We start from the raw sequence: 18988 nt of genomic DNA on the forward strand, positions 1-18988 counted from the left end.
GAACGATATATCGCTCACAAGCCCGGGGGAAGGGTTGGGGCTGGGTGTTCGCCGTGCGTCCGCAAACGGGGTGACGGGATTCGGGGATGTCACCAGATGCGGGCCGAATCGGCGCGGAGCGCCCGATTCTCGCGACATCCCCGATTCTCGTGACAGGCGGCGGGCCGCGCCCCGGCGGCAGATTTCACCGGATGCGTCGTCGCGACGCCCGCCCGCTTCCGCCGGCCAGGCCCGGCGATGTGCCCGCCGTGTCCGGTCCGAGCCCCCCCGCCTCCGGAGTCCCATGACCGTCGCCGACCCCGCGCCCGCGAACCACGACCGGATCGAGCCGACCGTGTGGCAGGCGCTGCGCAGTCCCCGCATCCTCACCCGGGAGGTGCTCGCCGGGCTCGTCGTCGCGCTCGCCCTCATCCCGGAGGCGATCGCGTTCTCGATCATCGCCGGGGTCGACCCGCGGGTCGGGCTGTTCTCGTCGTTCGTCATGGCGATCGCGATCGCCTTCCTCGGCGGGCGCCCCGCGATGATCACGGCCGCCACGGGCGCTGTCGCTCTCGTGATCGCCCTGCTCGTGCGGGAGCACGGCCTCGACTACCTCATCGCGACCGTGATCCTCGCCGGCATCCTGCAGATCGTGCTGGGGCTCCTCGGCGTGGCGAAGCTCATGCGGTTCATCCCGCGCTCGGCGCTGCTGGCGATGATGATCCGCCGCGAGCGCGTGGATGCGGCGGCCGCGGCCGTCGACGAACGCCTCTGAGCGGGGGTCCTGTCAGCCCCCGGCGGCCGTCGTGAACCGCTGCATGCCGAGGACGCCGACGAGCCGGAGCTTCTCCTCCGATTCACTGCGGGGTTCCGCGGTCAGGACGAGAAGGGCCTGGGCCCGGTCCTCGGTGAACAGCACCTGACAGTCGACCTCGATGGCACCGACCTCGGGATGGATGAGCACCTTGTGGTCGGTGAACCGCTGCGCCACCAGCTGCAGGTCCCACAGCTCCCGGAACTCCGGGCTCTCGCGCTGCAGTCGGGTCACGAGTTCTGCCGCGGTGGACGAGGGACCCATGGTCCCGTACGCCACGCGGAGCGACGCGACCAGCGCCCGGCTCTGGCGGGCACGGTCCGCCTCCGGGTAACGTGCCCGTTCCCGTTCCGGATCGGTGAACCACCGATAGGCCTCATACCGGCGCCAGCCGATGTCACTCTCGCGATCTCCGAGCAGCGCTGCCGCAGGAGCGTTCTGCGCCAGTACCTCACCGAGGGTCGAGATGATGAGGGCGGGTGTGTCCGAGAGCCGGTCGAAGACCCGCTGCAGCGCGGGCGCCACATGCGCGGATGAGGAGCGCCTATCGGGCACGCTGTGACCGGCGATGCGGAACAGGTAATCGCGCTCGTCATCCGACAGCCGCAGCGCCCGACTCAGGGCCGCCAGCATCTGCGGACTCGGCTGCGGACCGCGCGCCTGCTCCAAGCGGGTGTAGTAGTCGGTCGACATGGTCGCCAGCTGCGCGACCTCCTCACGCCGAAGTCCCACCGTCCGGCGGCGTGCGCCCTCGCTCAGGCCGACATCGGACGGGCGCAGGGCGTCTCGGCGTCGACGCAGGTACTCGGCCACGGCAGCACGATCCATGCCCCCATCCTCCCCCCCGTGCCGCCGGCGCAACCAGGGACCGTCGATCCCCCGATGAGGCGGGCCTGGATGCCCGCCCGGCACCGGGGCACGCTCGAGGCATGAACATCTCCGGAAACACCGTCTTCATCCCGGGCGCCACCAGCGGCATCGGCCTCGCCCTGGCCACACGCCTGCACGCCGCGGGGAACACCGTGATCGTCGGCGGGCGCCGCGCCGACGTGCTCGAACAGATCGCCCGGGATCACCCGGGGATCGACACGATCGTGATCGACACCACCGTGCCGAGCAGCATCCTCGACGCCGCGCGCGACGTGATCGCCCGTCACCCCGATCTCAACGTCCTCATCCCGATGGCGGGCATCATGCGTGCCGAGGACTGGACCTCGGCGGGATTCCTCGACACCGCAGAGGAGACCGTCACCACCAACCTCCTCGGTCCGATCCGGCTGATCGCCGCGTTCATCGACCAGCTGACATCGCGGCCGGGCGCCACCATCCTCACGGTGTCCTCCGGCCTCGCCTTCACGCCGCTGCGCGTCACCCCGACGTACAACGCGACCAAGGCGGCCATCCACATGCTGAGCGAGTCGATCCGACTGCAACTCGCGGGCACCGGTGTCCAGGTGCAGGAGCTGGTGCCGCCCGCCGTCCGCACGACGCTCATGCCGGGTCACGAAACGAGCGCCGTCGCCATGCCGCTGGACGCTTTCGCCGACGAGGTCATGACCCTGCTGTCGACCCAGCCAGGAGCGACCGAGATCCAGGTGGAGAGTGTGAAGTTCCTGCGCTACGCAGAGACCCGCGGCGAGTACCCCGCGGTCGTCGAGGCGCTCAACGCCGCCGACCCGCACAACGCCCGTCCGTGACCGCCGTGCGTCAGGCTCAGGCGGAGTCGGACTTCCGCGAGCCCGCCTCGAGCTTGTCGCCGGAGGGCAGCTCCTGGTGTCCGCCGAACTGCAGCCGCATGGCGGAGAGGAGCTGGTTGGCATAGTGGTCCTCGCCCCGAGAGGCAAACCGCTCGAACAGGGATGCGGCGAGCACCGGCACCGGAACGCCCACGTCGACCGCGGCCTTGACCGTCCAGCGCCCCTCGCCCGAGTCGGACACGCGCCCGGCGAGCCCGCTGAGCGTGGGGTTCTCCTCCAGCGCGGCCGCGGTGAGATCGAGCAGCCACGAGGAGATCACCGAGCCGCGGCGCCACACCTCGGCAACCTTGGGCACGTCGATGTCGAACTGATAGAACTCGGGATCTTCGAGCGGCGCCACCTCGGCCGAGTGCGATGCCTCGCGCACGCCCGCATCCGCGTTCTCGAGGATGTTGAGGCCCTCGGCAAGCGCGGCCATGATGCCGTACTCGATGCCGTTGTGGACCATTTTGACGAAGTGCCCCGCCCCCGAGGGCCCGCAGTGCAGGTAGCCGAGCTCCTCCGGCGCGAGTTCGCCGGTCCGCCCGGGGGTGCGAGGGATGTCGCCCTCGCCCGGGGCGATGGTGCGCAGCACCGGGTCGAGGAGCGCCACCGCTTCGTCGGGACCGCCGACCATGAGGCAGTAGCCGCGGTCGAGACCGAAGACGCCGCCGCTCGTACCGACGTCCATGTAGTGGATGCCGCGGTCCTTCAGCGCTGCCGCGCGGCGGACGTCGTCGCGGTAGTTGGAGTTGCCGCCGTCGATGATCACGTCGCCGGGCTCCAGCACGGCGGAGACCTGTTCCACCACGCTGCCGGTGAGACCGGCCGGGATCATGAGCCAGACCGCGCGCGGCGCTTCGAGCTTGGCGGCGAGGTCGGCGAGCGAGGTGGCACCGGTCGATCCTTCACCCTCGAGGGTGGCCACCGCCGCCGCGTTCACGTCGTAGACGACGCACTCGTGACCCGCCCGTTCCAGGCGTCGCACGATGTTCGAACCCATCCGACCGAGGCCGATCATCCCCAGCTGCATGCTTGCTCCTCCCGGGCGCGCCGCGCCTCCCGCCGCAGTCTAGAGCCGCGACGGGAGGCGACGGCAGGCGGGCGTCAGATCCGGGGGTCGTCGTCCGCGCTGACCGAGCGCTCGGTGACGCGCTCCCGGCCGGTGGGGTCGGCCGAGGTGCGGGTGACGGATGTGGCGGTGCGACGACGCGCGAGCAGCGCGATGCCGATGATGACGACCACGACACCGGCACCCATGAGGATGTAGCCGATCAGGTCGAGGTTGAGGAACTCCACGTCCACGTTCACCGCGAACGCCAAGATCGCGCCGATCACGATCAGAACGATTCCTGCTCCGATACTCATCACGCTCTCCTTTCGGGCGCACCACCGTGCGGGTGCACCGACCACGGTGATGCTGCCAGTCCGGCGCCACAGGGAGTGGAGGGGTTGACAATCCGGCGGCGGTCGGCGTTCCGGCTCAGGCGGACACGAACCCGGCGTACGCGAGCAGATACAGCGGCGTGTAGACGACGGAGATGAGTAGCGCGTGGGTGAGAACGAAGCCGCCGGACTCGAGCGCCTTGCCGCGCTGGCGCAGGTGGGCGGATAGCTTCCGCAGCATCCCGGCGGGATGCCGCACGTCCCAGCTGTTGAACCGCAGGTACCGACCGAGGTACACCCCGACGGCCCCCAGCACGATGAGCACGGCGGCGAAGATCCAGCTGCCCGAGGGCGGCAGCGTCCCCTGGTTCGGCGCGGCGATGAGGATGAAGCCGGTCTGCACCACGGCGAGACTCAGCACCGCGTTCGCGATACCGGACAGGGTGAGCGTGAGGGTCTGCACGATGTCGAACCACAGCGGCACCGGATCGTCGTCACGCCGGTGGCTGAAGTTGAGTTCGGTGATCAGGTAGATGGAGTTCGGGAAGAACAGCAACCACAGCAGGGTGCCGACCACGAGATAGCCCCACAGGATGCCGATCGACAGGCCGACCGACACCCCCGCGGCGGCCGAGAGCACCGGCGTAAGGACGAAGAGACCCGCGATCGCGAGGACCGCGGCGAAGACCGGGATGGCGGACAGCCCGATGTTCACCAGCATCGGCCGGTAGAGGGTCACGCCGTACACGGCTGCGCGCAGCCACACCAGCACGGCCGCGTACAGGTTCATCACGACCACGGCGGCCACCGCGACCAGGATCGCGACGCTCATCGGCCCTGCCTCATCGGACGGTGAGCGCCCCGGCGTCGATGCTCGCCGTGAAGCTGCGCACCTCGCCGACCTCTTCCCCGTCGATCTCGAACGCCCGCGGCTCGGGGAGCTCCACCCGCACGGTCTGCGCCTGGTGATGGTCGACGGTCTCGGTGCTCGCGGCCTTCCGGTCACGGTCGAACAGCCGCAGCAGCCCGTTCTCCCACACCATCGAGCGGAGCGTGTCCATCCACTGCAGCATCCCGTCGGAGCTGATGGCGAGCACGTCCAGCTTCCCGTCGTCGGGCGCCGCATCCGGGAGCAGCGTCACGCCGCCCTGGATCGTGCCGCAGTTGCCGACGAGCACCGTGTGTGCCTGCGTCTGCTGCGGCTCGCGGTCGTCGACCGTGACGGTGAGCTCCAGCACATCGGATGCGGCGAGCGCGCGTCCCATCGCCTCGACGTAGGCGAGCCACCCGGCACGGGACTTCAGATCGTCGTCGGTCTCGGCGAGCATCTGCGCGTCCAGGCCGAACCCGATCATGACGACGAAGGCGTGCCGCTCCCCGCCGTCGGTCTCCACCCAGCCGACGTCGATCGTGCGCGGTTCGCCCGACACGATGCGCGCCATCGCGGGACCGATGGTCAGCGGGATGCCGAGGTTCCGGGCAAGCAGATTGCCGGTGCCCTGCGGCACGATGCCGAGGTGCACACCGGTGCCGGCGAGCGTCTCGGCCACCGCGCGGACCGTCCCGTCGCCGCCCGCGACCACCACCAGGTCGCACCCCGCAGCCAGCGCGTCGCGCGCGGGCCCCTGCCCCGGATCCTCCGGGGTGGTCTCGAACCAGGACACCGCCGCATCCGCCCCGGCCTCCTGCCAGGCCTTCTCCAGATCCGCTCGAGAGATCTTGCTGGGGTTGAACACGATGCCGACCTGCGATTGCGTCATGGCCCCACCCTGCTCTGTTCCCCCGGTCTTCGGCAAACCGGGGCCGGAATGCCCCGGGCGGACCGATAATGGAGGCATGACCCGGCCGGCGTACAGCGCCATCTCGAGCTATTCCCGCGTGCAGGTCCTGCACATGCTGCAGGAGCGACCGCAGCGCACCATCGCGGAGCTGTGCCAGACCACCGGCCTGCACGCGAACACGGTGCGCGAGCACCTGCAGCGCCTCATCGACAGCGGCTATGTCGTCGCCGAGCCGGAGAAGCGCACCACCCGGGGCCGTCCGCGCGTCCTCTACAGCGCCGCATCCGCCGATCAGGGTGGCCGCAGCCCGATCGCCCTCCGGAAGGCACGGGAGGCCGCCGTCCGCGGCGACCTGATGCGTCGCATCATGCCGTGGACCGACACCGGCGCGGAGGGCCTGCCGACCGATGCCGTCCACCAGCTGGATGCCCTGGTCGACGACCTCGGCGAGGCCGGGTTCGACCCGGTGATCGACGAGACGACACTCACCGTGGACCTCTCCCCCTGCCCGCACGCGTCGTCCACGGCTCAGGCACGCACCACCCTGTGCTCGGTGCACCTGGGACTCATGGAGGGCGTGCTGTCGCAGGCCGGCGGTCCGCTGCACGTCGCCGAGATGGCACCCTCGTGCGATCCGGCCCGGTGCGTGGTGCACCTGGCGCGCTGACGCGTCAGAGCGCGGCGTGCTCCGGCACCCGCACCCGCTCGACCCCGCTGTAGACGTTCATCGACGTGCCGCGGAGGAATCCGACGAGGGTGAGCCCGGACGCGGCCGCCAGCTCGACCGCGAGCGACGACGGCGCGGAGACCGCGGCGAGCAGGGGGATGCCGGCCATCACGGCCTTCTGCACGAGTTCGAAGCTCGCCCGGCCCGACACCTGAAGCACGGTGCGCCGCAGCGGCAGCCGGTCGTTCAGCACGGCCCAGCCGACGACCTTGTCGACGGCGTTGTGCCGGCCGACGTCCTCGCGGAGCACGAGCAGCTCGCCGGTGTCCACGTCGAACAGGGCGGCGGCGTGCAGTCCGCCGGTCTTGTCGAACACTGCCTGCTGTTCGCGCAGGCGATCGGGGAAGGTGGTGAGGATCGCCGCATCCACGGTCACGTCGTCGGTCGAGACGTCGTACCGCGACACCGTCTCGACGGCGTCGATCGACGCCTTCCCGCACATGCCGCACGAGCTCGTGGTGTAGAAGTTCCGGGCTATGTCGGGTGACGGCGGGGTCACCCCGGGCGCCAGGGTGACATCGAGCACGTTGTACGTGTTCTCCCTGCCGCCGGTGCCGGGACCGCCGCAGTGGATGGCGCCGTGGAATTCCTCGCCGCGCCCGATGACGGCCTCCGACACCAGGAACCCCGCGGCGAGCTCGACGTCGTGGCCGGGGGTGCGCATCGTGATCGCGAGGGGGCTCCCCGCCACGCGGATCTCCAGCGGCTCCTCCACGGCGAGCACATCGGCCCGCCGGGTCGGTTCCTCGCCCAGCCGGATCTTCACCACCGGACGACGTGCCGTGATGCGTCCCATGTCAGCCTCCGATCGCGTTCATACCACGGGCCGGTTGCAGGAAACCGGGGTCGTCGATGGCGTGACCGGGGAGCTTTCGCGCCACGCAGGAGCGCAGCATCCGGTCGATGTCCTCGTCCGTGCCGCCCTGCCGCAGCACCGGCACCAGGTCGAACTCGGTGGTCGAGAACAGGCAGTTGCGCAGCTGCCCGTCGGCGGTGAGCCGCAGGCGGTCGCAGTCGCCGCAGAACGGCGCGGTGACCGAGGCGATGACCCCGACGGTGTGCGGTCCGCCGTCGAGGGTCCACCGTTCCGCCGGCGCACCCCCTCGACCGGGGACGGGGGTGAGCGTCCACCGGGCGGCGAGCGCGGCGAGGATCTCGTCGCGCGTGACCATCTGCGTGCGATCCCAGGTGTGTCCGGCATCCAGCGGCATCTGCTCGATGAACCGCAGCTGCGCGCCCTGTCCGATCGCGAAGTCGACCAGGTCGACGAGTTCGTCGTCGTTGACGCCGCGCATGGCGACGGCGTTGAGCTTCAGCGGGGCGAGCCCGGATGCGGCTGCCGCGGCGATCCCCTCGAGCACGTCGTCGAGCCGGTCGCGGCGGGTGAGCGCGGCGAACCGGTCCCGCCGGATCGTGTCGATGGAGATGTTGAGACGGCTAAGGCCCGCCGCGGCGAGATCGGGCAGCACCTCGGGCAGTCGGATGCCGTTCGTCGTCATCGCGATCTGCACCGGCCCCGCGGGTCCCTCGATCGCCGAAAGCCGGCGCACCACGTCGACGATGTCGCGGCGCAGCAGCGGCTCCCCGCCGGTGAGGCGGAACGTGCTGATGCCGTCTGCGGCGGCCACCCGGGCGATCCGTTCGATCTCCTCGAGGGTGAGGATGCTCTCGCGGGCGAGCCACTCGTTGCCCTGCTCCGGCATGCAGTACGTGCAGCGCAGCGAGCACCGATCGGTCAGCGAGATGCGCAGGTCACGGTGCACCCGGCCGTGCGTGTCGACGAGCGGGTCGCCGATCGCGGCCGGGCCCGTCGCAGCGACCGCTGGGCGGGCGCGCGGCATGCCGACCATCAACGCCGTCACGACGCGGCTCCCCTGACACGCTGCATGCTCCGAGCGTACGCGCCCCGGAGGGGTGGGCGGCCGTATTATTCACGGTCCTCTCGGTCGCCTTTTTCCGCACGACGGGGCGAGAATCGGAGGGAACCGTGTCCGGGCATCCGGCTGAGGGTCGGTGCACCGTTGCCGGCGCGGAGAAGGGCACGATCAATGGACCTCCTCGATCCGCTTCTCCTGGCCAGGTGGCAGTTCGGTCTCACGACCCTCTACCACTACCTGTTCGTGCCGCTCACGATCGGCATGGGGCTCGTGGTGGCGATCTTCCAGACCGTGTGGGTGCGCACCGGCCAGCCGAAGTGGCTGCAGCTGACGCGCCTGTTCGGCACCATCTTCCTCATCAACTTCGCGATGGGGGTCGTCACCGGCATCGTGCAGGAGTTCCAGTTCGGCATGAACTGGTCGTCCTACTCGCGGTTCGTCGGCGATGTGTTCGGGGCGCCGCTGGCGTTCGAGGGTCTGCTGGCCTTCTTCTTCGAGGCGACCTTCATCGGCCTGTGGATCTTCGGCTGGGATCGGCTGAGCCGAAAGCTCCACCTCGCGACCATCTGGATGGCGTGGATCGGAGCGACCCTGTCGGCCTACTTCATCCTCGCGGCGAACGCGTGGATGCAGAACCCGGTCGGGTACACGATGGCTACGGACGGGCACCGCGCCGAGCTGACGGACTTCGGGGCGGTGCTGACCAACCGGGTCGCGCTGGCCACTTTCCCGCACACCATGTTCTCCGCGTTCATGTTCGCCGCAGCCGTCGTGATCGCGGTCGCCGCCTGGCACCTGGTGCGCCATCAGCACGCCGAGGCGATGCTTCCTGCCCTCCGTTTCGGCATGTGGGGCATGCTCGTCGCGTTCGTCGGCGTGATCGTGTCCGGCGACCTGCTGGGCCTGCAGATGGTGGCCACCCAGCCCATGAAGATGGCCGCGGCGGAGGCACTGTACGACACGGCCTGCGGTCCGGCCGCATCCTTCTCACTCTTCTCCCTCGGCACCCCGGACGGCACGAGCGAGATCTGGTCGCTGCGCGTGCCGTATCTGCTGGCCTTCCTTTCGGAGCACGACTTCACCGCCTGCGTCGAGGGCATCAACGACCTGAACGCGCAGTACACCGCACAGTGGCCGGAGTTCGCACAGCAGCTGGGCGGCGAGGGCCTGGACTTCGCCCCGACCATCTGGGTGACCTACTGGGCGTTCCGCTGGATGATGGGCTTCGGCGCGCTCGCCGCCGTGATCTCGGTCGTGGGGCTGTGGATCACGCGGCGCAAGGCCACCCGCCCGGTTCCCCGCTGGGCTTGGCGCGTGGCGATCTGGTCGGCTCCGCTGCCGCTGCTCGGCAGCCTCGTCGGCTGGGTGTTCACCGAGATGGGCCGCCAGCCCTGGATCGTGTTCGGGCTGATGCTCACCGAGGACGGCGTGTCCCCCAGTGTCCCCGGGTGGACCGTCGCAATCTCGCTCGTCGCGTTCACCGCGATCTACGCGGCCCTCGCGGTCGTCGAGTTCGGTCTCATCAAGAAAGCCGCCCAGAAGGGTCCCGACCCGATACCGGACCCGGATGCGGCGTCCGATGACACCGACACCCCCGTCCCGACGACGGTCTACTAGGAGCAGTGGTCATGGATCTCGCATACCTGTGGTTCTTCATCGTCGGCGTGCTGTTCGTCGGCTACTTCGTGCTCGACGGCTTCGACTTCGGCGTCGGCATGTCGCTCCCCTTCCTCGGCAAGAACGACGTCTCGCGCCGCCAGGTCATCAACACGATCGGCCCCGTCTGGGACCTCAACGAGACCTGGGTGATCGTCGCCGGCGCCTGCCTGTTCGCCGCGTTCCCGGAGTGGTACGCGACGCTGTTCAGCGGGTTCTACCTGGCGCTGCTCCTCATCCTGCTGGCGCTCATCGCCCGCGGCGTCTCGTTCGAGTACCGGCACCAGCGCGACTCGCTGCGGTGGAAGCGCGGCTTCGATCGCATGATCGTCGTCGGCTCGGCCCTCCCCGCCTTCCTTTGGGGCGTCGCGGTGGCGAACATCGTGCAGGGCGTGCCGCTGGATCAGGACCACGAGTTCGTCGGGTCGCTCCTGACCCTGCTGAACCCCTACGGGTTGCTGGGCGGTCTCACCACCCTGCTGCTGTTCTTCACCCACGGCGTGTACTTCGTCGCACTGAAGACCGACGGTCAGGTGCGGGCGGACGCCCGCCGCCTCGCCAGCCGCTCGGGCCTTCTCACCGTGGTCATCGCGGCCCTGTTCCTCCTGTGGACCGTGCTGAACGCCGCATCCGCGGGCGCCCCGGCGCTGCTGCTCGTGATCGTCTGCGCTGCGGTGGCGGCGGTGCTGCTCATCGCCTCGCTCGTCGCGAACGGCGCGGGTCGCGAGGGCTGGGCGTTCGGCTTCGGTGCCGGCACGGTCGCCTTCGCGGTGCTGACCCTGTGGCTGGCGCTGTTCCCGAACGTGATGCCGTCGACGACCGACCCGGCCTTCAGCCTGACGATCGAGAACGCGTCGAGCACGGACTACACGCTGACGATCATGTCGTGGGCGGCGATCATCTTCCTGCCGCTGGTGCTGCTGTACCAGGGCTGGACGTACTGGGTCTTCCGCAAGCGCGTCACCCGCTCGCACATCGAGAAGGCCGCCGCCGGCGTGCATTGAGCCGTCGCTCACCTGTCGCTTCTTGCGGTCGCAGATCGCCGTTGGCGACAGGTGAGCGGGCTTCCCTCCGGCTCACCTGTCGCCACGTGCGGGTGGACATCGCAGGATGCGACAGGTGAGCGGGCCGCGGGCGGCGGGGCGGCGAACAGAGGCGAGCGGCGGGCGGCGGGCGGCGGGCGGCGAACAGAGGCTGGCTCTCAGCCATGATGAGGCAGGATCGAACAGTGAGTACGGATGCGGTCGACGCGCCCCCGCGTGTCAGCAACCGTCCCATCGACCCCCGCCTGCTGCGGTACAGCACCGCATCCCGCGGGTTCCTGGTCACGACCGCCGCGATCGTGCTGGCGCAGACCGGCACGACTATCGGCTTCGCCTATGCGCTCACCCGAGCCCTGGTGGGCGCGATCGAGGGCGAGCGCGTGGAGACGCTGCTCCCCTGGGTCGGTCTGGGCGCGGTGCTCGTGGTGCTGCGCGCCCTTCTCATCGCGGCCGGTGAGCGCACGTCGGCGCGGGGTGCCGCCCGGGCGTCGCTGCAGCTGCGGGACGGCCTCGTCCGAGCCGTCGAGAAGCTCGGCCCCGGCTGGCTGACCGGTCGCAACAGCGCCGCCCTCGCGGTCACGGCGGGGCACGGACTCGAGGCGCTCGACGCCTACTTCGGCCGGTATCTGCCGCAGCTGGTCGCCACGGCGGTCACGATGCCGATCCTCGTGCTCGCGATCCTCGTGTCCGATCCGCTGTCGGGCCTCACCGTGATCATCACGATGCCACTGATCCCGATCTTCATGGTGCTGATCGGCATGGCGACCCGCGCCGTGCAGAACACGCAGTACGGCACGCTCCGCCGGCTCGCGACCCGGTTCGCCGACACCGTCGCGGGGCTGTCGACGCTGAAGATCTACGGCCGACAGCACCGGGCCGCGGACAGCATGGAGACCGTCACCCGCGACTACAAGCGCGAGACGATGGCGGTGCTGCGAGTGTCGTTCCTCTCCGGATTCGCGCTGGAGTTCCTCGCGTCGATCTCGGTGGCGATCATCGCGGTGACCATCGGCTTCCGCCTCCTCGGCGGCGAGATGCCGCTGCTGGTCGGCCTGTTCGTGCTTCTCCTCGCCCCGGAGGCCTACCTGCCGCTGCGTCAGGTGGGGGTGCAGTTCCACGCCGCCGCCGAGGGCGTCGCGGCCACCGACGAGATCTTCGACACCCTCGACGCCGCATCCATATCCGCGGTCGCTGACTCCCCGGCCGTTGAGCGAGCGCAGCGAGACGAAACGCCCGGGGTCGGTGAGCGAGCGCAGCTCACCGACCGGGACGCCCCGCTGCTGTCAACCCGCGGCCTCACGGTCACGCGCGGCGACCGCCTCATCGGACCGATCGACCTCGACGTCCGCGCCGGTGAGATCGTGCTCCTCGTGGGTCCGAGCGGCGCGGGCAAGTCGAGCCTGCTCGCGGCCCTGCTCGGCTTTGCCCCCGCCGACGGCGAGATCCGGGTCACGGGTAAGGTCGCGGCCGATGCCCGCCGCATCCTGTCCTGGGTGGGACAGTGGGCGGGTCTCATGGCCGGCACCGTCGGCCAGAACGTCGCGCTCGGCGACGCCGCGCCGGAGGCCGCGCGCATCGACGCGTGCCTGCGCGATGCCCGCGTCGACGTGCCCGCGGACCTCACCCTCGGTGCGACCGGGTCGGGGCTCTCCGGCGGTCAGGCACAGCGCGTCGCGATCGCCCGCGGGCTGTACCGACTGCGGTCCGGGCGGGCGCACGTCCTCGTGCTCGACGAGCCGTCCAGCGCCCTGGACGCACAGACCGAGGGGGAGATCTGGCGGATGCTGCGCGCCGAGGCCGACAGCGGCGCCGGCGTGCTGCTCATCTCGCATCGGACGTCCGCGCGGGCGATCGCCGACCGCATCCTGACCCTCGCGCCTCCCGCTGCCTCGCACGCACCGGCAGTCGTGGCAGCGTCGGCCGCCCCCGATGTCGCTGCAACCGCCCCCGCGCGGATGGCGGAAGGCCGATGAGCGGGGCCACGGCACGGCCGGACACCGCGACGCGTCAGGTACTGCGGGCGGCGCAGCCGCCGCTCCGGCAGTTCCGGTGGGCGATCGCCTCCGGCCTCGGCACCGCCGTCAGCGCCATCGCGCTGCTCGCCGCGAGCGCCTGGCTGATCACGCGTGCCGCGGAACAGCCCGCGGTGATGTACATCTCGGCGGTCGTCGTCGCCGTCCGGGCGTTCGCGCTCGGGCGCGGCGTGTTCCGCTACCTGGAGCGGTTGACGAGCCACGACGCCGCGCTCGGCCGCCTGGCGACACTGCGCGCCGGACTCGTCCGCCGCATCGTGCCGCTCGCCCCCGACGGGCTCGGCACCGCCCGGCGCGGCGCACTGCTCTCCCGCCTCGTGGACGACGTCGACGAACTGCAGAACCTCTCCCTCCGCGTCGTGTTGCCGCTGTCGGTCGCGGGCCTCGCGTCGATCGCCAGCGTCGTGTTCGTCGCGTTCCTCTCGCCCCTCGCGGCCGTCGTCCTCGCCGCGTGCCTGATCGTCGCGTTCGCGCTGGCGGTGTGGGTCGGCTGGGCCGCGGGCGCACGCGCCGAGCGTCAGGTCGCCGGCCTCCGCGCCCGCCTCGCCGACGCGCTGCTCGACGAGCTCGTCTCGCTCGACGTGCTCACCGCGTTCGATGCGACGGATGCGGCGCACGCCCGCGTCCGCGACGCCGACGATGCACTGCGGCGCGCCACCGTGCGACGGGCCGGGGCGCAGGGGCTCACCTCGGGCGCGGTGTCGCTCCTCGCCGGCATCGCCTCGCTCGTGGCGTTGCTGCTCGCGCTGCCGCACCTCGGGCAGGGCGGATTCACCGGGCCAGCTCTCGCGGTCGTCGTGCTGTTGCCGATGGCGGTGTTCGAGGTGTTCGGTCCGGTCCCCCTCGCCCTCGCCTCCTGGCGGCAGGTGCGTGCCGCGGCCGAGCGCGTCGCCGACACGGTGCCCAATCGCATCCCGGACGGACTCCCCCGCGACGAGCCGACACCCACGGGTGTCGCACCGGCGCTCGGCGACGGCATCCACCTGTCCGGCCTCCGTGCGCGCTGGCCGGCCCGCAGCGGCGAGAGCGGCGACGCCGGGATGCTGCGGCACATCGACCTGCACGTCGCCCCGGGCGAACGGGTGCTCGTGACCGGCCCGAGCGGCGCGGGCAAGACCACCCTCGCGCACGTGCTCGTGCGCTTCCTCGACTACGAGGGCTCATATCGGATCGGTGGCCGCGAGGCGCGCGAGCTCGCCGGCGACGACCTACGCCGGACGATCGGCCTGTGCGAGCAGGACCCGTATCTGTTCGATGAGTCGCTGCGGCAGAACCTGCTGTTCGCGCAGGACGGCGCGAGCGACGAGGAGCTGTGGGCCGTGCTCGAACGGGTCGGCCTCGGCGACTGGGCCCGGGAGCGCGGCGGCCTCGATGCCCCCCTCGGCGAGCGCGGCATCCTCACCTCGGGCGGTCAGGCGCAGCGGATCACGCTCGCCCGGGCCCTCCTCACCGGCTTCCCCGTGCTCGTGCTCGACGAGCCGACCGCGGGCGTCGACCCGGCCGCATCCGACGCCCTGCTGGCCGACCTGCTGGGCGCTGTCGATCCCGGCCGCGCCGTGATCCTCATCTCCCATGTGGCCGTGCCGGCTGGCCTCGTCGACCGCGAGGTGCATCTCGAGGACGGCCGCACCGTCGTCTGAGGCCCCGGCGTGCGTCGCACCCCGAGCCCGCGTTCGGGGATCCGGTCCCTCCCCCGAGCCGTCGTTCGGAGATCGCCGCTCGCACGCGCGCCGTCGTTCGGAGATCGCCGCCCATTCGTCCGCCTCTCCCACCTCCAGCCGGCGTATCCCGCCCGAGATCCGAACGACGGCTCGAGCGACCCCGAAGAGATCCGAACGACGGTGCGGGGGTCCGGGCAACCTCCGAAGGACGGCACGGCAGGTCACGGCCGCTGCACATGCTGCTGCGGTGGGCCGGGATCCGGTCCCGGGTCGGGGGCACAACGGCGGACATCATGAGCCGGATGCGGCGACACGCGGGGCTTCCGCCGGTCGGCGAGAACGATCTCCGCCGTCGTGTCGAGGGGACAGCCTGCCCGAATCACGATCTCCGCCGTTGTGTCGGACCGGTCGACGACAACGGCCGGGATGCACGGCCCGGGTGAGCCAGCATCCCCAGCCCGGATGCGGGGCCTCAGTCGAGCCGCATCCCGAACGCCTGCGACCCGGGCTCCGACGGGAGCCGGTGAAACCCGAGCCGGTCGTAGAAGACCAGGGCACCGGCGTTCTCGGCCGTCGCCACGAGGTGGAGGGCGGGCACGCCCTGGGCGCGGAGCGCGGCGATCACCTCGGCGATGAGCCGCCGCCCCCATCCCTGGCCCTGGAGCTCCGGGAGCAGGTCGACGTGGAGGTGCGCGGGGTATTCCTCGGCGTAGGTCTCCCCCGCTCCCGATCGCCGGTCGGCGTAACCGAGGATCTCGCGCTCCCGCGCGGTGGCGCCGGGCCGCGCGAACCGGGCGCCGTGTGCGGGCCACCATTCGGTGCGGAACCACTCCGCGAACGCGCGCGTGTCCGGCGCCGCCACCGCGTAGCCTGCGACGCGGCCGTCGTCGGTCGCCACGACGAACGCGGCATCCGGATGCCGTGCTACGTAGGGCAGGACGAAGATGTCGGCCCAGATCGTGTCATCGCCGAGGACGCCGGTCGCATCGCCCCCGCCGTCGGCGGTCCGCAGGCAGATCTCCGCCAGTGCGGGCTCGTCGCCGGGATGGAACGGACGGATGCGGCTCACGGCGACACGATACTGCGCCGCGGCGCCGAGACGACTGCGGCGCCGGCACCACAGCTCGACACCACAGCTCGACACCACTGCTCGACACCGATGCCAAGGCGCGGCACCGCGGCTCAGCGCGGCAGCAGCCGGACGCGTGCGACGTCGAGCGTCAGCTCCACCCCTTCTCCGGCGGCCAGCGGATGCTGCGCCCAGGCGTCGAACGGGACGTCGAAGGCGAGCGCGGGTTCGGCGGTGAACACCCGCACCCCGCCGAGCGTCTGCTCGACCCGGGTGACCTGCGCCGCCCACCGGACTACGCCGTGCTCCGAAAGCTGTTGAGCACCGGCGCGATCCGCGACCGGCAGAGCGCCGAGCGCCCGCACCGCGCTCGGCGAGAACACGGCGACCGCATCGCCGTCGGGCATGCCCGCGGCCGGCACCCGAAGCGGCCCGGCGTTCCAGAGACCGTCGCGGACCGCGCCCGTCACGTGATTGAGGCCGGCAAGCCCCGCGACGAACGGCGTCGCGGGCGCGGCGAAGACCTCGCGCACGGCTCCCGCCTGCGAGACGCGGCCCGACTCGAGGACCAGCAGCCGATTGGCGAGCGCGACCGCATCCACCGCATCGTGGGTCACCACGACGCAGGTGACGGCGCGCAGCAGCTCGACCAGGAGCACCCGGATGTCGCCCGCGGTTCCGGGATCGAGGGAGGTCAGCGGCTCGTCGAGGAGCACGAGACGAGGGGATGCGGCCACGGCGCGGGCGAGCGCGACCCGCTGCTGCTGACCGCCGGAGAGATCCGCCGGACGGTGCGGTGCCGCATCCGGCAGCCCCACGCGCTCCAGCAGGTGCTCGGCGCGGCGGGCCGCGTCGTCTCGCGGCACGCCGCGCGCCCGCAGCCCGAATGCGACGTTGTCACGGGCGCTGAGGTGGGGGAAGAGCCGCGGATCCTGCCCGAGCAGCACGGTGTCGCGGGCGGCGGGCTCGACACTGCGGCGCGGGGTGGACAGCTCGCGGTCGCCGAGGCGCACATGACCTGTCGCCAGCGGAATGAGTCCCGCCAGCGCACCGAGGAGCGTCGATTTGCCGGCGCCGCTCGGACCCATGACCGCTACGGTCTCCCCCGGCGTAACCCGGAGTGCCGCGTCGAGCGTGAACCGCGCGCCGTGCTGCACGGTGATCGCCGCATCCAGGGCCGCGGCTGCGTCCGTCATCGCAGTGCCTCCGGCCGCCAGGCGCGCACCAGCAGCAGCACCGCGATGGCCGCGATGAGCAGGAGGAGCGACAGCGCGACGGCGGTGCCCTGCCCGACCCCGCCGCCGTTGAACGCGGTGTAGATCGCGAGCGGCATGGTCTGCGTGACCCCCGGCGCATTGCCCGCGAACAGCGCCGTGGCCCCGAACTCGCCGATGGCGCGGGCGAAGCACAGCACGGTGCCGGCGACGAGTCCCGGGGCGGCGAGGGGCAGGGTGATGCGTCGCAGAATCGTCCAGCGCCCGGCGCCGAGGGAGGCCGCCGCCTGCTCGTAGCCGGTGCCGGTCGCCCGGAGCGCCCCCTCCACAGAGAGGACGAGGAACGGCAGCGCGACGAACACCTGTGCCATGACGACGGCGGCGGTCGTGAACGGCAGCCGGATGCCGATGCTCTGCAGCACCTCGCCCAGCACGCCGTTCCGGCCGAACAGGAAGAGCAGTGCGACGCCGCCCACCATGGGGGGCAGCACGAGCGGCACCGTCACGAGGGCGCGGAGGACCGCGGCGGGCCGCGGGGCGCTGCGCGCGATCAGAAGGGCCAGCGGCACCCCGAGGATCACGCACACGACCGTCGCGATCACCCCGGTGCCGAGGGACAGCGCGAGCGCCGACACGGCGGCCGGGGCGGTGACGTCCACCCAGAGGGTCGACCATTCGACCCGGCCGATCAGCGCCGTCAGCGGCACGAGCAGGAAGCCGAGACCGATGACGGCGGGCAGCGTGAGGATGCGGGGCGCATAGCCCCGCATCCCGCCGCCGCGACTCACGGCGCGCCGAATCCCAGATCGGACAGGATCGCCTGACCTTCGCCGCCGAGCACGAACGCGACGAACGCCGCCGCGACGGGGCCGTTCGTCGCCGCATCGAGGGCGACCACGGGGTAGTGGTTGACGACATCCTTCGCGCCATCGGGCACGATCGCCTCGACATCGTCGTTGCCGATCACGTCGGTGGCGTAGACGAGGCCCGCATCCGCCTCACCGGCGGCGACCTTGGTCAGCACCGCCGTGACGTTCTGCTCCAGGCTCGCGGGTGTGACGGTGAGGCCGGCGTTCTGCAGCAGGGTCTGCGAGGCGGCGCCACACGGCACCTCCGCGGCGCACAGCACGACGGTGTTCGCGGGGTCGGCGAGATCGGCGAGCGATGCGATCCCTGCGGGGTTCCCTGCGGGAACGGCGATGACGAGCGTGTTGGAGGCGAACAGCTCCGGATCGCTGGCGAGTCCCGCATCCACGACCTTCTGCATGTTCTTCTCATCCGCCGAGGCGAAGACGTCGACGGCGGCACCCTCGATGATCTGGGTGGCGAGCGTCGAGGAGCCGTCGTACGTGATCGGTGCGATGTCCACGCCCGGGTTCTGGGCCTCGAACGCGGCGGCGATCTCGTCGAACGCGGTCTTGAGGGACGCGGCGGCAGAGATGGTGAGGCTGCCGCTGAGCTCCGGCGTGGCAGCGGCACTCGCGGTCGGTGTGGTCTGGGCGGCCGGGGTGCTCGCGCAGCCCGCCAGGAACAGGGTGGTGGCGGCGAGCGCGGCGGTCGCGGTGAGGAGGCGTCGAATTGTTCAGTCCTTCGGGGTTTCGACGATGACGGTGGTGGCCTTCACGACCGCGACGGCCAGCGACCCGGGCTCGAGCCCGAGTTCCCGTACGGCCTCCGCGGACATGAGGGAGACGACGCGGTGCGGGCCGGACTGGATGTCGACCTGCGCCATGACGCCGTCCATCTGCACGCGGGTGACGAGGCCGACGAACCGGTTCCGGGCGCTCGAGAGCACATCGGTGGGGTCGGCTGCCGCGGCGGCGAGCTCCGTGGCCCGACGGGCGAGCGCGTCCCCGGGGATCTCGACCGGGCTCGCCGCGGTCACCGGGAGGATCCCCTGGTCGACCCACCGGCGTACCGTGTCATCGCTGACCCCCAGTAGCCGCGCGGCCTGCGACACCTTGAAACTCTGCATTCGTCCACTGTATCCCCGCTAACGCGTAAATAATCGC

At 71.3% G+C, this 18988-nt stretch carries 18 protein-coding genes and 1 pseudogene; 7 read left to right on the forward strand and 12 right to left on the reverse strand.

Annotated elements, in window-relative coordinates:
* Window positions 1-283 precede the first annotated feature (283 nt).
* Window positions 284-691, forward strand: a pseudogene (locus tag NT132_RS10270) (SulP family inorganic anion transporter); the annotation flags it as partial.
* Between the two features lie 75 nt (window positions 692-766).
* On the opposite strand, the gene NT132_RS10275 reads toward NT132_RS10270, so the two are convergent.
* Window positions 767-1621, reverse strand: a complete 855-nt coding sequence (locus NT132_RS10275; protein WP_297788107.1) for a helix-turn-helix transcriptional regulator — start codon at window positions 1619-1621, stop codon at window positions 767-769.
* A 101-nt stretch (window positions 1622-1722) separates the two neighbouring features.
* Between NT132_RS10275 and NT132_RS10280 the strand changes: the two genes are divergently transcribed.
* A complete protein-coding gene (locus NT132_RS10280; protein WP_297788109.1) occupies window positions 1723-2490 on the forward strand; it encodes an SDR family NAD(P)-dependent oxidoreductase in 768 nt (255 codons plus the stop codon).
* A gap of 16 nt (window positions 2491-2506) precedes the next feature.
* Here the strand turns inward: NT132_RS10280 and gnd are convergent, their stop codons facing one another.
* From gnd to NT132_RS10300, 4 genes are all read right to left on the reverse strand, one after another.
* The gene (gene gnd / locus NT132_RS10285) at window positions 2507-3562 is read right to left on the reverse strand and encodes a phosphogluconate dehydrogenase (NAD(+)-dependent, decarboxylating) (protein ID WP_297788112.1); all 1056 of its coding nucleotides are present in this window, start codon (window positions 3560-3562) and stop codon (window positions 2507-2509) included.
* Between the two features lie 74 nt (window positions 3563-3636).
* Entirely contained in the window at window positions 3637-3897 is a 261-nt protein-coding gene (locus NT132_RS10290; protein WP_297788114.1) for a DUF6458 family protein, read from the reverse strand.
* 115 nt (window positions 3898-4012) lie between these two features.
* A complete protein-coding gene (locus NT132_RS10295; protein WP_297788116.1) occupies window positions 4013-4747 on the reverse strand; it encodes a DUF1361 domain-containing protein in 735 nt (244 codons plus the stop codon).
* Between the two features lie 10 nt (window positions 4748-4757).
* Window positions 4758-5675, reverse strand: a complete 918-nt coding sequence (locus NT132_RS10300; protein WP_297788118.1) for a diacylglycerol kinase family protein — start codon at window positions 5673-5675, stop codon at window positions 4758-4760.
* Between the two features lie 76 nt (window positions 5676-5751).
* On the opposite strand from NT132_RS10300, the gene NT132_RS10305 reads away from it, so the two are divergent.
* On the forward strand, window positions 5752-6363 hold the full coding sequence (locus tag NT132_RS10305) for a helix-turn-helix domain-containing protein (RefSeq protein ID WP_297788120.1): 612 nt from the start codon (window positions 5752-5754) through the stop codon (window positions 6361-6363).
* Between the two features lie 4 nt (window positions 6364-6367).
* Here NT132_RS10305 and fdhD read toward each other — a convergent pair whose 3' ends face one another.
* Entirely contained in the window at window positions 6368-7219 is an 852-nt protein-coding gene (gene fdhD, locus NT132_RS10310; RefSeq protein ID WP_297788122.1) for a formate dehydrogenase accessory sulfurtransferase FdhD, read from the reverse strand.
* A gap of 1 nt (window position 7220) precedes the next feature.
* Window positions 7221-8264, reverse strand: coding sequence for a GTP 3',8-cyclase MoaA (moaA, locus tag NT132_RS10315; protein WP_297788343.1), 1044 nt, complete (start codon window positions 8262-8264; stop codon window positions 7221-7223).
* Between the two features lie 207 nt (window positions 8265-8471).
* On the opposite strand from moaA, the gene NT132_RS10320 reads away from it, so the two are divergent.
* The 4 genes from NT132_RS10320 to cydC all read left to right on the forward strand — a co-directional run bounded on the left by NT132_RS10320 (window position 8472) and on the right by cydC (window position 14672).
* Entirely contained in the window at window positions 8472-9917 is a 1446-nt protein-coding gene (locus NT132_RS10320; protein WP_297788124.1) for a cytochrome ubiquinol oxidase subunit I, read from the forward strand.
* 11 nt (window positions 9918-9928) lie between these two features.
* Window positions 9929-10960: a cytochrome d ubiquinol oxidase subunit II gene (gene cydB, locus NT132_RS10325; RefSeq protein ID WP_297788126.1), complete on the forward strand. Its 1032-nt coding sequence runs from the start codon at window positions 9929-9931 to the stop codon at window positions 10958-10960.
* A gap of 224 nt (window positions 10961-11184) precedes the next feature.
* Window positions 11185-12972, forward strand: a complete 1788-nt coding sequence (cydD, locus tag NT132_RS10330) for a thiol reductant ABC exporter subunit CydD (protein WP_297788128.1) — start codon at window positions 11185-11187, stop codon at window positions 12970-12972.
* The gene (cydC, locus tag NT132_RS10335; protein WP_297788130.1) at window positions 12969-14672 is read left to right on the forward strand and encodes a thiol reductant ABC exporter subunit CydC; all 1704 of its coding nucleotides are present in this window, start codon (window positions 12969-12971) and stop codon (window positions 14670-14672) included. Before cydD ends, cydC begins: the two co-directional genes overlap by 4 nt.
* Before the next feature lie 493 nt (window positions 14673-15165).
* Here the strand turns inward: cydC and NT132_RS10340 are convergent, their stop codons facing one another.
* From NT132_RS10340 to NT132_RS10360, 5 genes are all read right to left on the reverse strand, one after another.
* Window positions 15166-15762 carry an N-acetyltransferase gene (locus NT132_RS10340; protein ID WP_297788132.1) on the reverse strand — a complete coding sequence of 199 codons (597 nt, stop codon included), beginning with the start codon at window positions 15760-15762 and terminating at the stop codon, window positions 15166-15168.
* Between the two features lie 113 nt (window positions 15763-15875).
* Complete coding sequence (locus NT132_RS10345) at window positions 15876-16958, reverse strand: sulfate/molybdate ABC transporter ATP-binding protein (RefSeq protein WP_297788133.1); 1083 nt, start codon at window positions 16956-16958, stop codon at window positions 15876-15878.
* Entirely contained in the window at window positions 16955-17746 is a 792-nt protein-coding gene (locus NT132_RS10350) for an ABC transporter permease (protein WP_297788346.1), read from the reverse strand. Before NT132_RS10350 ends, NT132_RS10345 begins: the two co-directional genes overlap by 4 nt.
* A gap of 14 nt (window positions 17747-17760) precedes the next feature.
* A complete protein-coding gene (modA, locus tag NT132_RS10355) occupies window positions 17761-18555 on the reverse strand; it encodes a molybdate ABC transporter substrate-binding protein (protein WP_366940397.1) in 795 nt (264 codons plus the stop codon).
* A gap of 3 nt (window positions 18556-18558) precedes the next feature.
* Window positions 18559-18951 carry a TOBE domain-containing protein gene (locus NT132_RS10360; RefSeq protein WP_297788135.1) on the reverse strand — a complete coding sequence of 131 codons (393 nt, stop codon included), beginning with the start codon at window positions 18949-18951 and terminating at the stop codon, window positions 18559-18561.
* Window positions 18952-18988: the final 37 nt, after the last annotated feature.

Origin of the sequence: Microbacterium sp., from assembly GCF_026393345.1 — a bacterium.
Taxonomy (GTDB): domain Bacteria; phylum Actinomycetota; class Actinomycetes; order Actinomycetales; family Microbacteriaceae; genus Microbacterium.

Coding starts and splice junctions, on each gene's coding strand:
- NT132_RS10275 (WP_297788107.1), bottom strand. CDS start 1,621: ATGGATCGTGCTGCCGTGGCCGAGTACCTGCGTCGACGCCGAGACGCC.
- NT132_RS10280 (WP_297788109.1), top strand. CDS start 1,723: ATGAACATCTCCGGAAACACCGTCTTCATCCCGGGCGCCACCAGCGGC.
- gnd (WP_297788112.1), bottom strand. CDS start 3,562: ATGCAGCTGGGGATGATCGGCCTCGGTCGGATGGGTTCGAACATCGTG.
- NT132_RS10290 (WP_297788114.1), bottom strand. CDS start 3,897: ATGAGTATCGGAGCAGGAATCGTTCTGATCGTGATCGGCGCGATCTTG.
- NT132_RS10295 (WP_297788116.1), bottom strand. CDS start 4,747: ATGAGCGTCGCGATCCTGGTCGCGGTGGCCGCCGTGGTCGTGATGAAC.
- NT132_RS10300 (WP_297788118.1), bottom strand. CDS start 5,675: ATGACGCAATCGCAGGTCGGCATCGTGTTCAACCCCAGCAAGATCTCT.
- NT132_RS10305 (WP_297788120.1), top strand. CDS start 5,752: ATGACCCGGCCGGCGTACAGCGCCATCTCGAGCTATTCCCGCGTGCAG.
- fdhD (WP_297788122.1), bottom strand. CDS start 7,219: ATGGGACGCATCACGGCACGTCGTCCGGTGGTGAAGATCCGGCTGGGC.
- moaA (WP_297788343.1), bottom strand. CDS start 8,264: ATGCCGCGCGCCCGCCCAGCGGTCGCTGCGACGGGCCCGGCCGCGATC.
- NT132_RS10320 (WP_297788124.1), top strand. CDS start 8,472: ATGGACCTCCTCGATCCGCTTCTCCTGGCCAGGTGGCAGTTCGGTCTC.
- cydB (WP_297788126.1), top strand. CDS start 9,929: ATGGATCTCGCATACCTGTGGTTCTTCATCGTCGGCGTGCTGTTCGTC.
- cydC (WP_297788130.1), top strand. CDS start 12,969: ATGAGCGGGGCCACGGCACGGCCGGACACCGCGACGCGTCAGGTACTG.
- NT132_RS10345 (WP_297788133.1), bottom strand. CDS start 16,958: ATGACGGACGCAGCCGCGGCCCTGGATGCGGCGATCACCGTGCAGCAC.
- NT132_RS10350 (WP_297788346.1), bottom strand. CDS start 17,746: ATGCGGGGCTATGCGCCCCGCATCCTCACGCTGCCCGCCGTCATCGGT.
- NT132_RS10360 (WP_297788135.1), bottom strand. CDS start 18,951: ATGCAGAGTTTCAAGGTGTCGCAGGCCGCGCGGCTACTGGGGGTCAGC.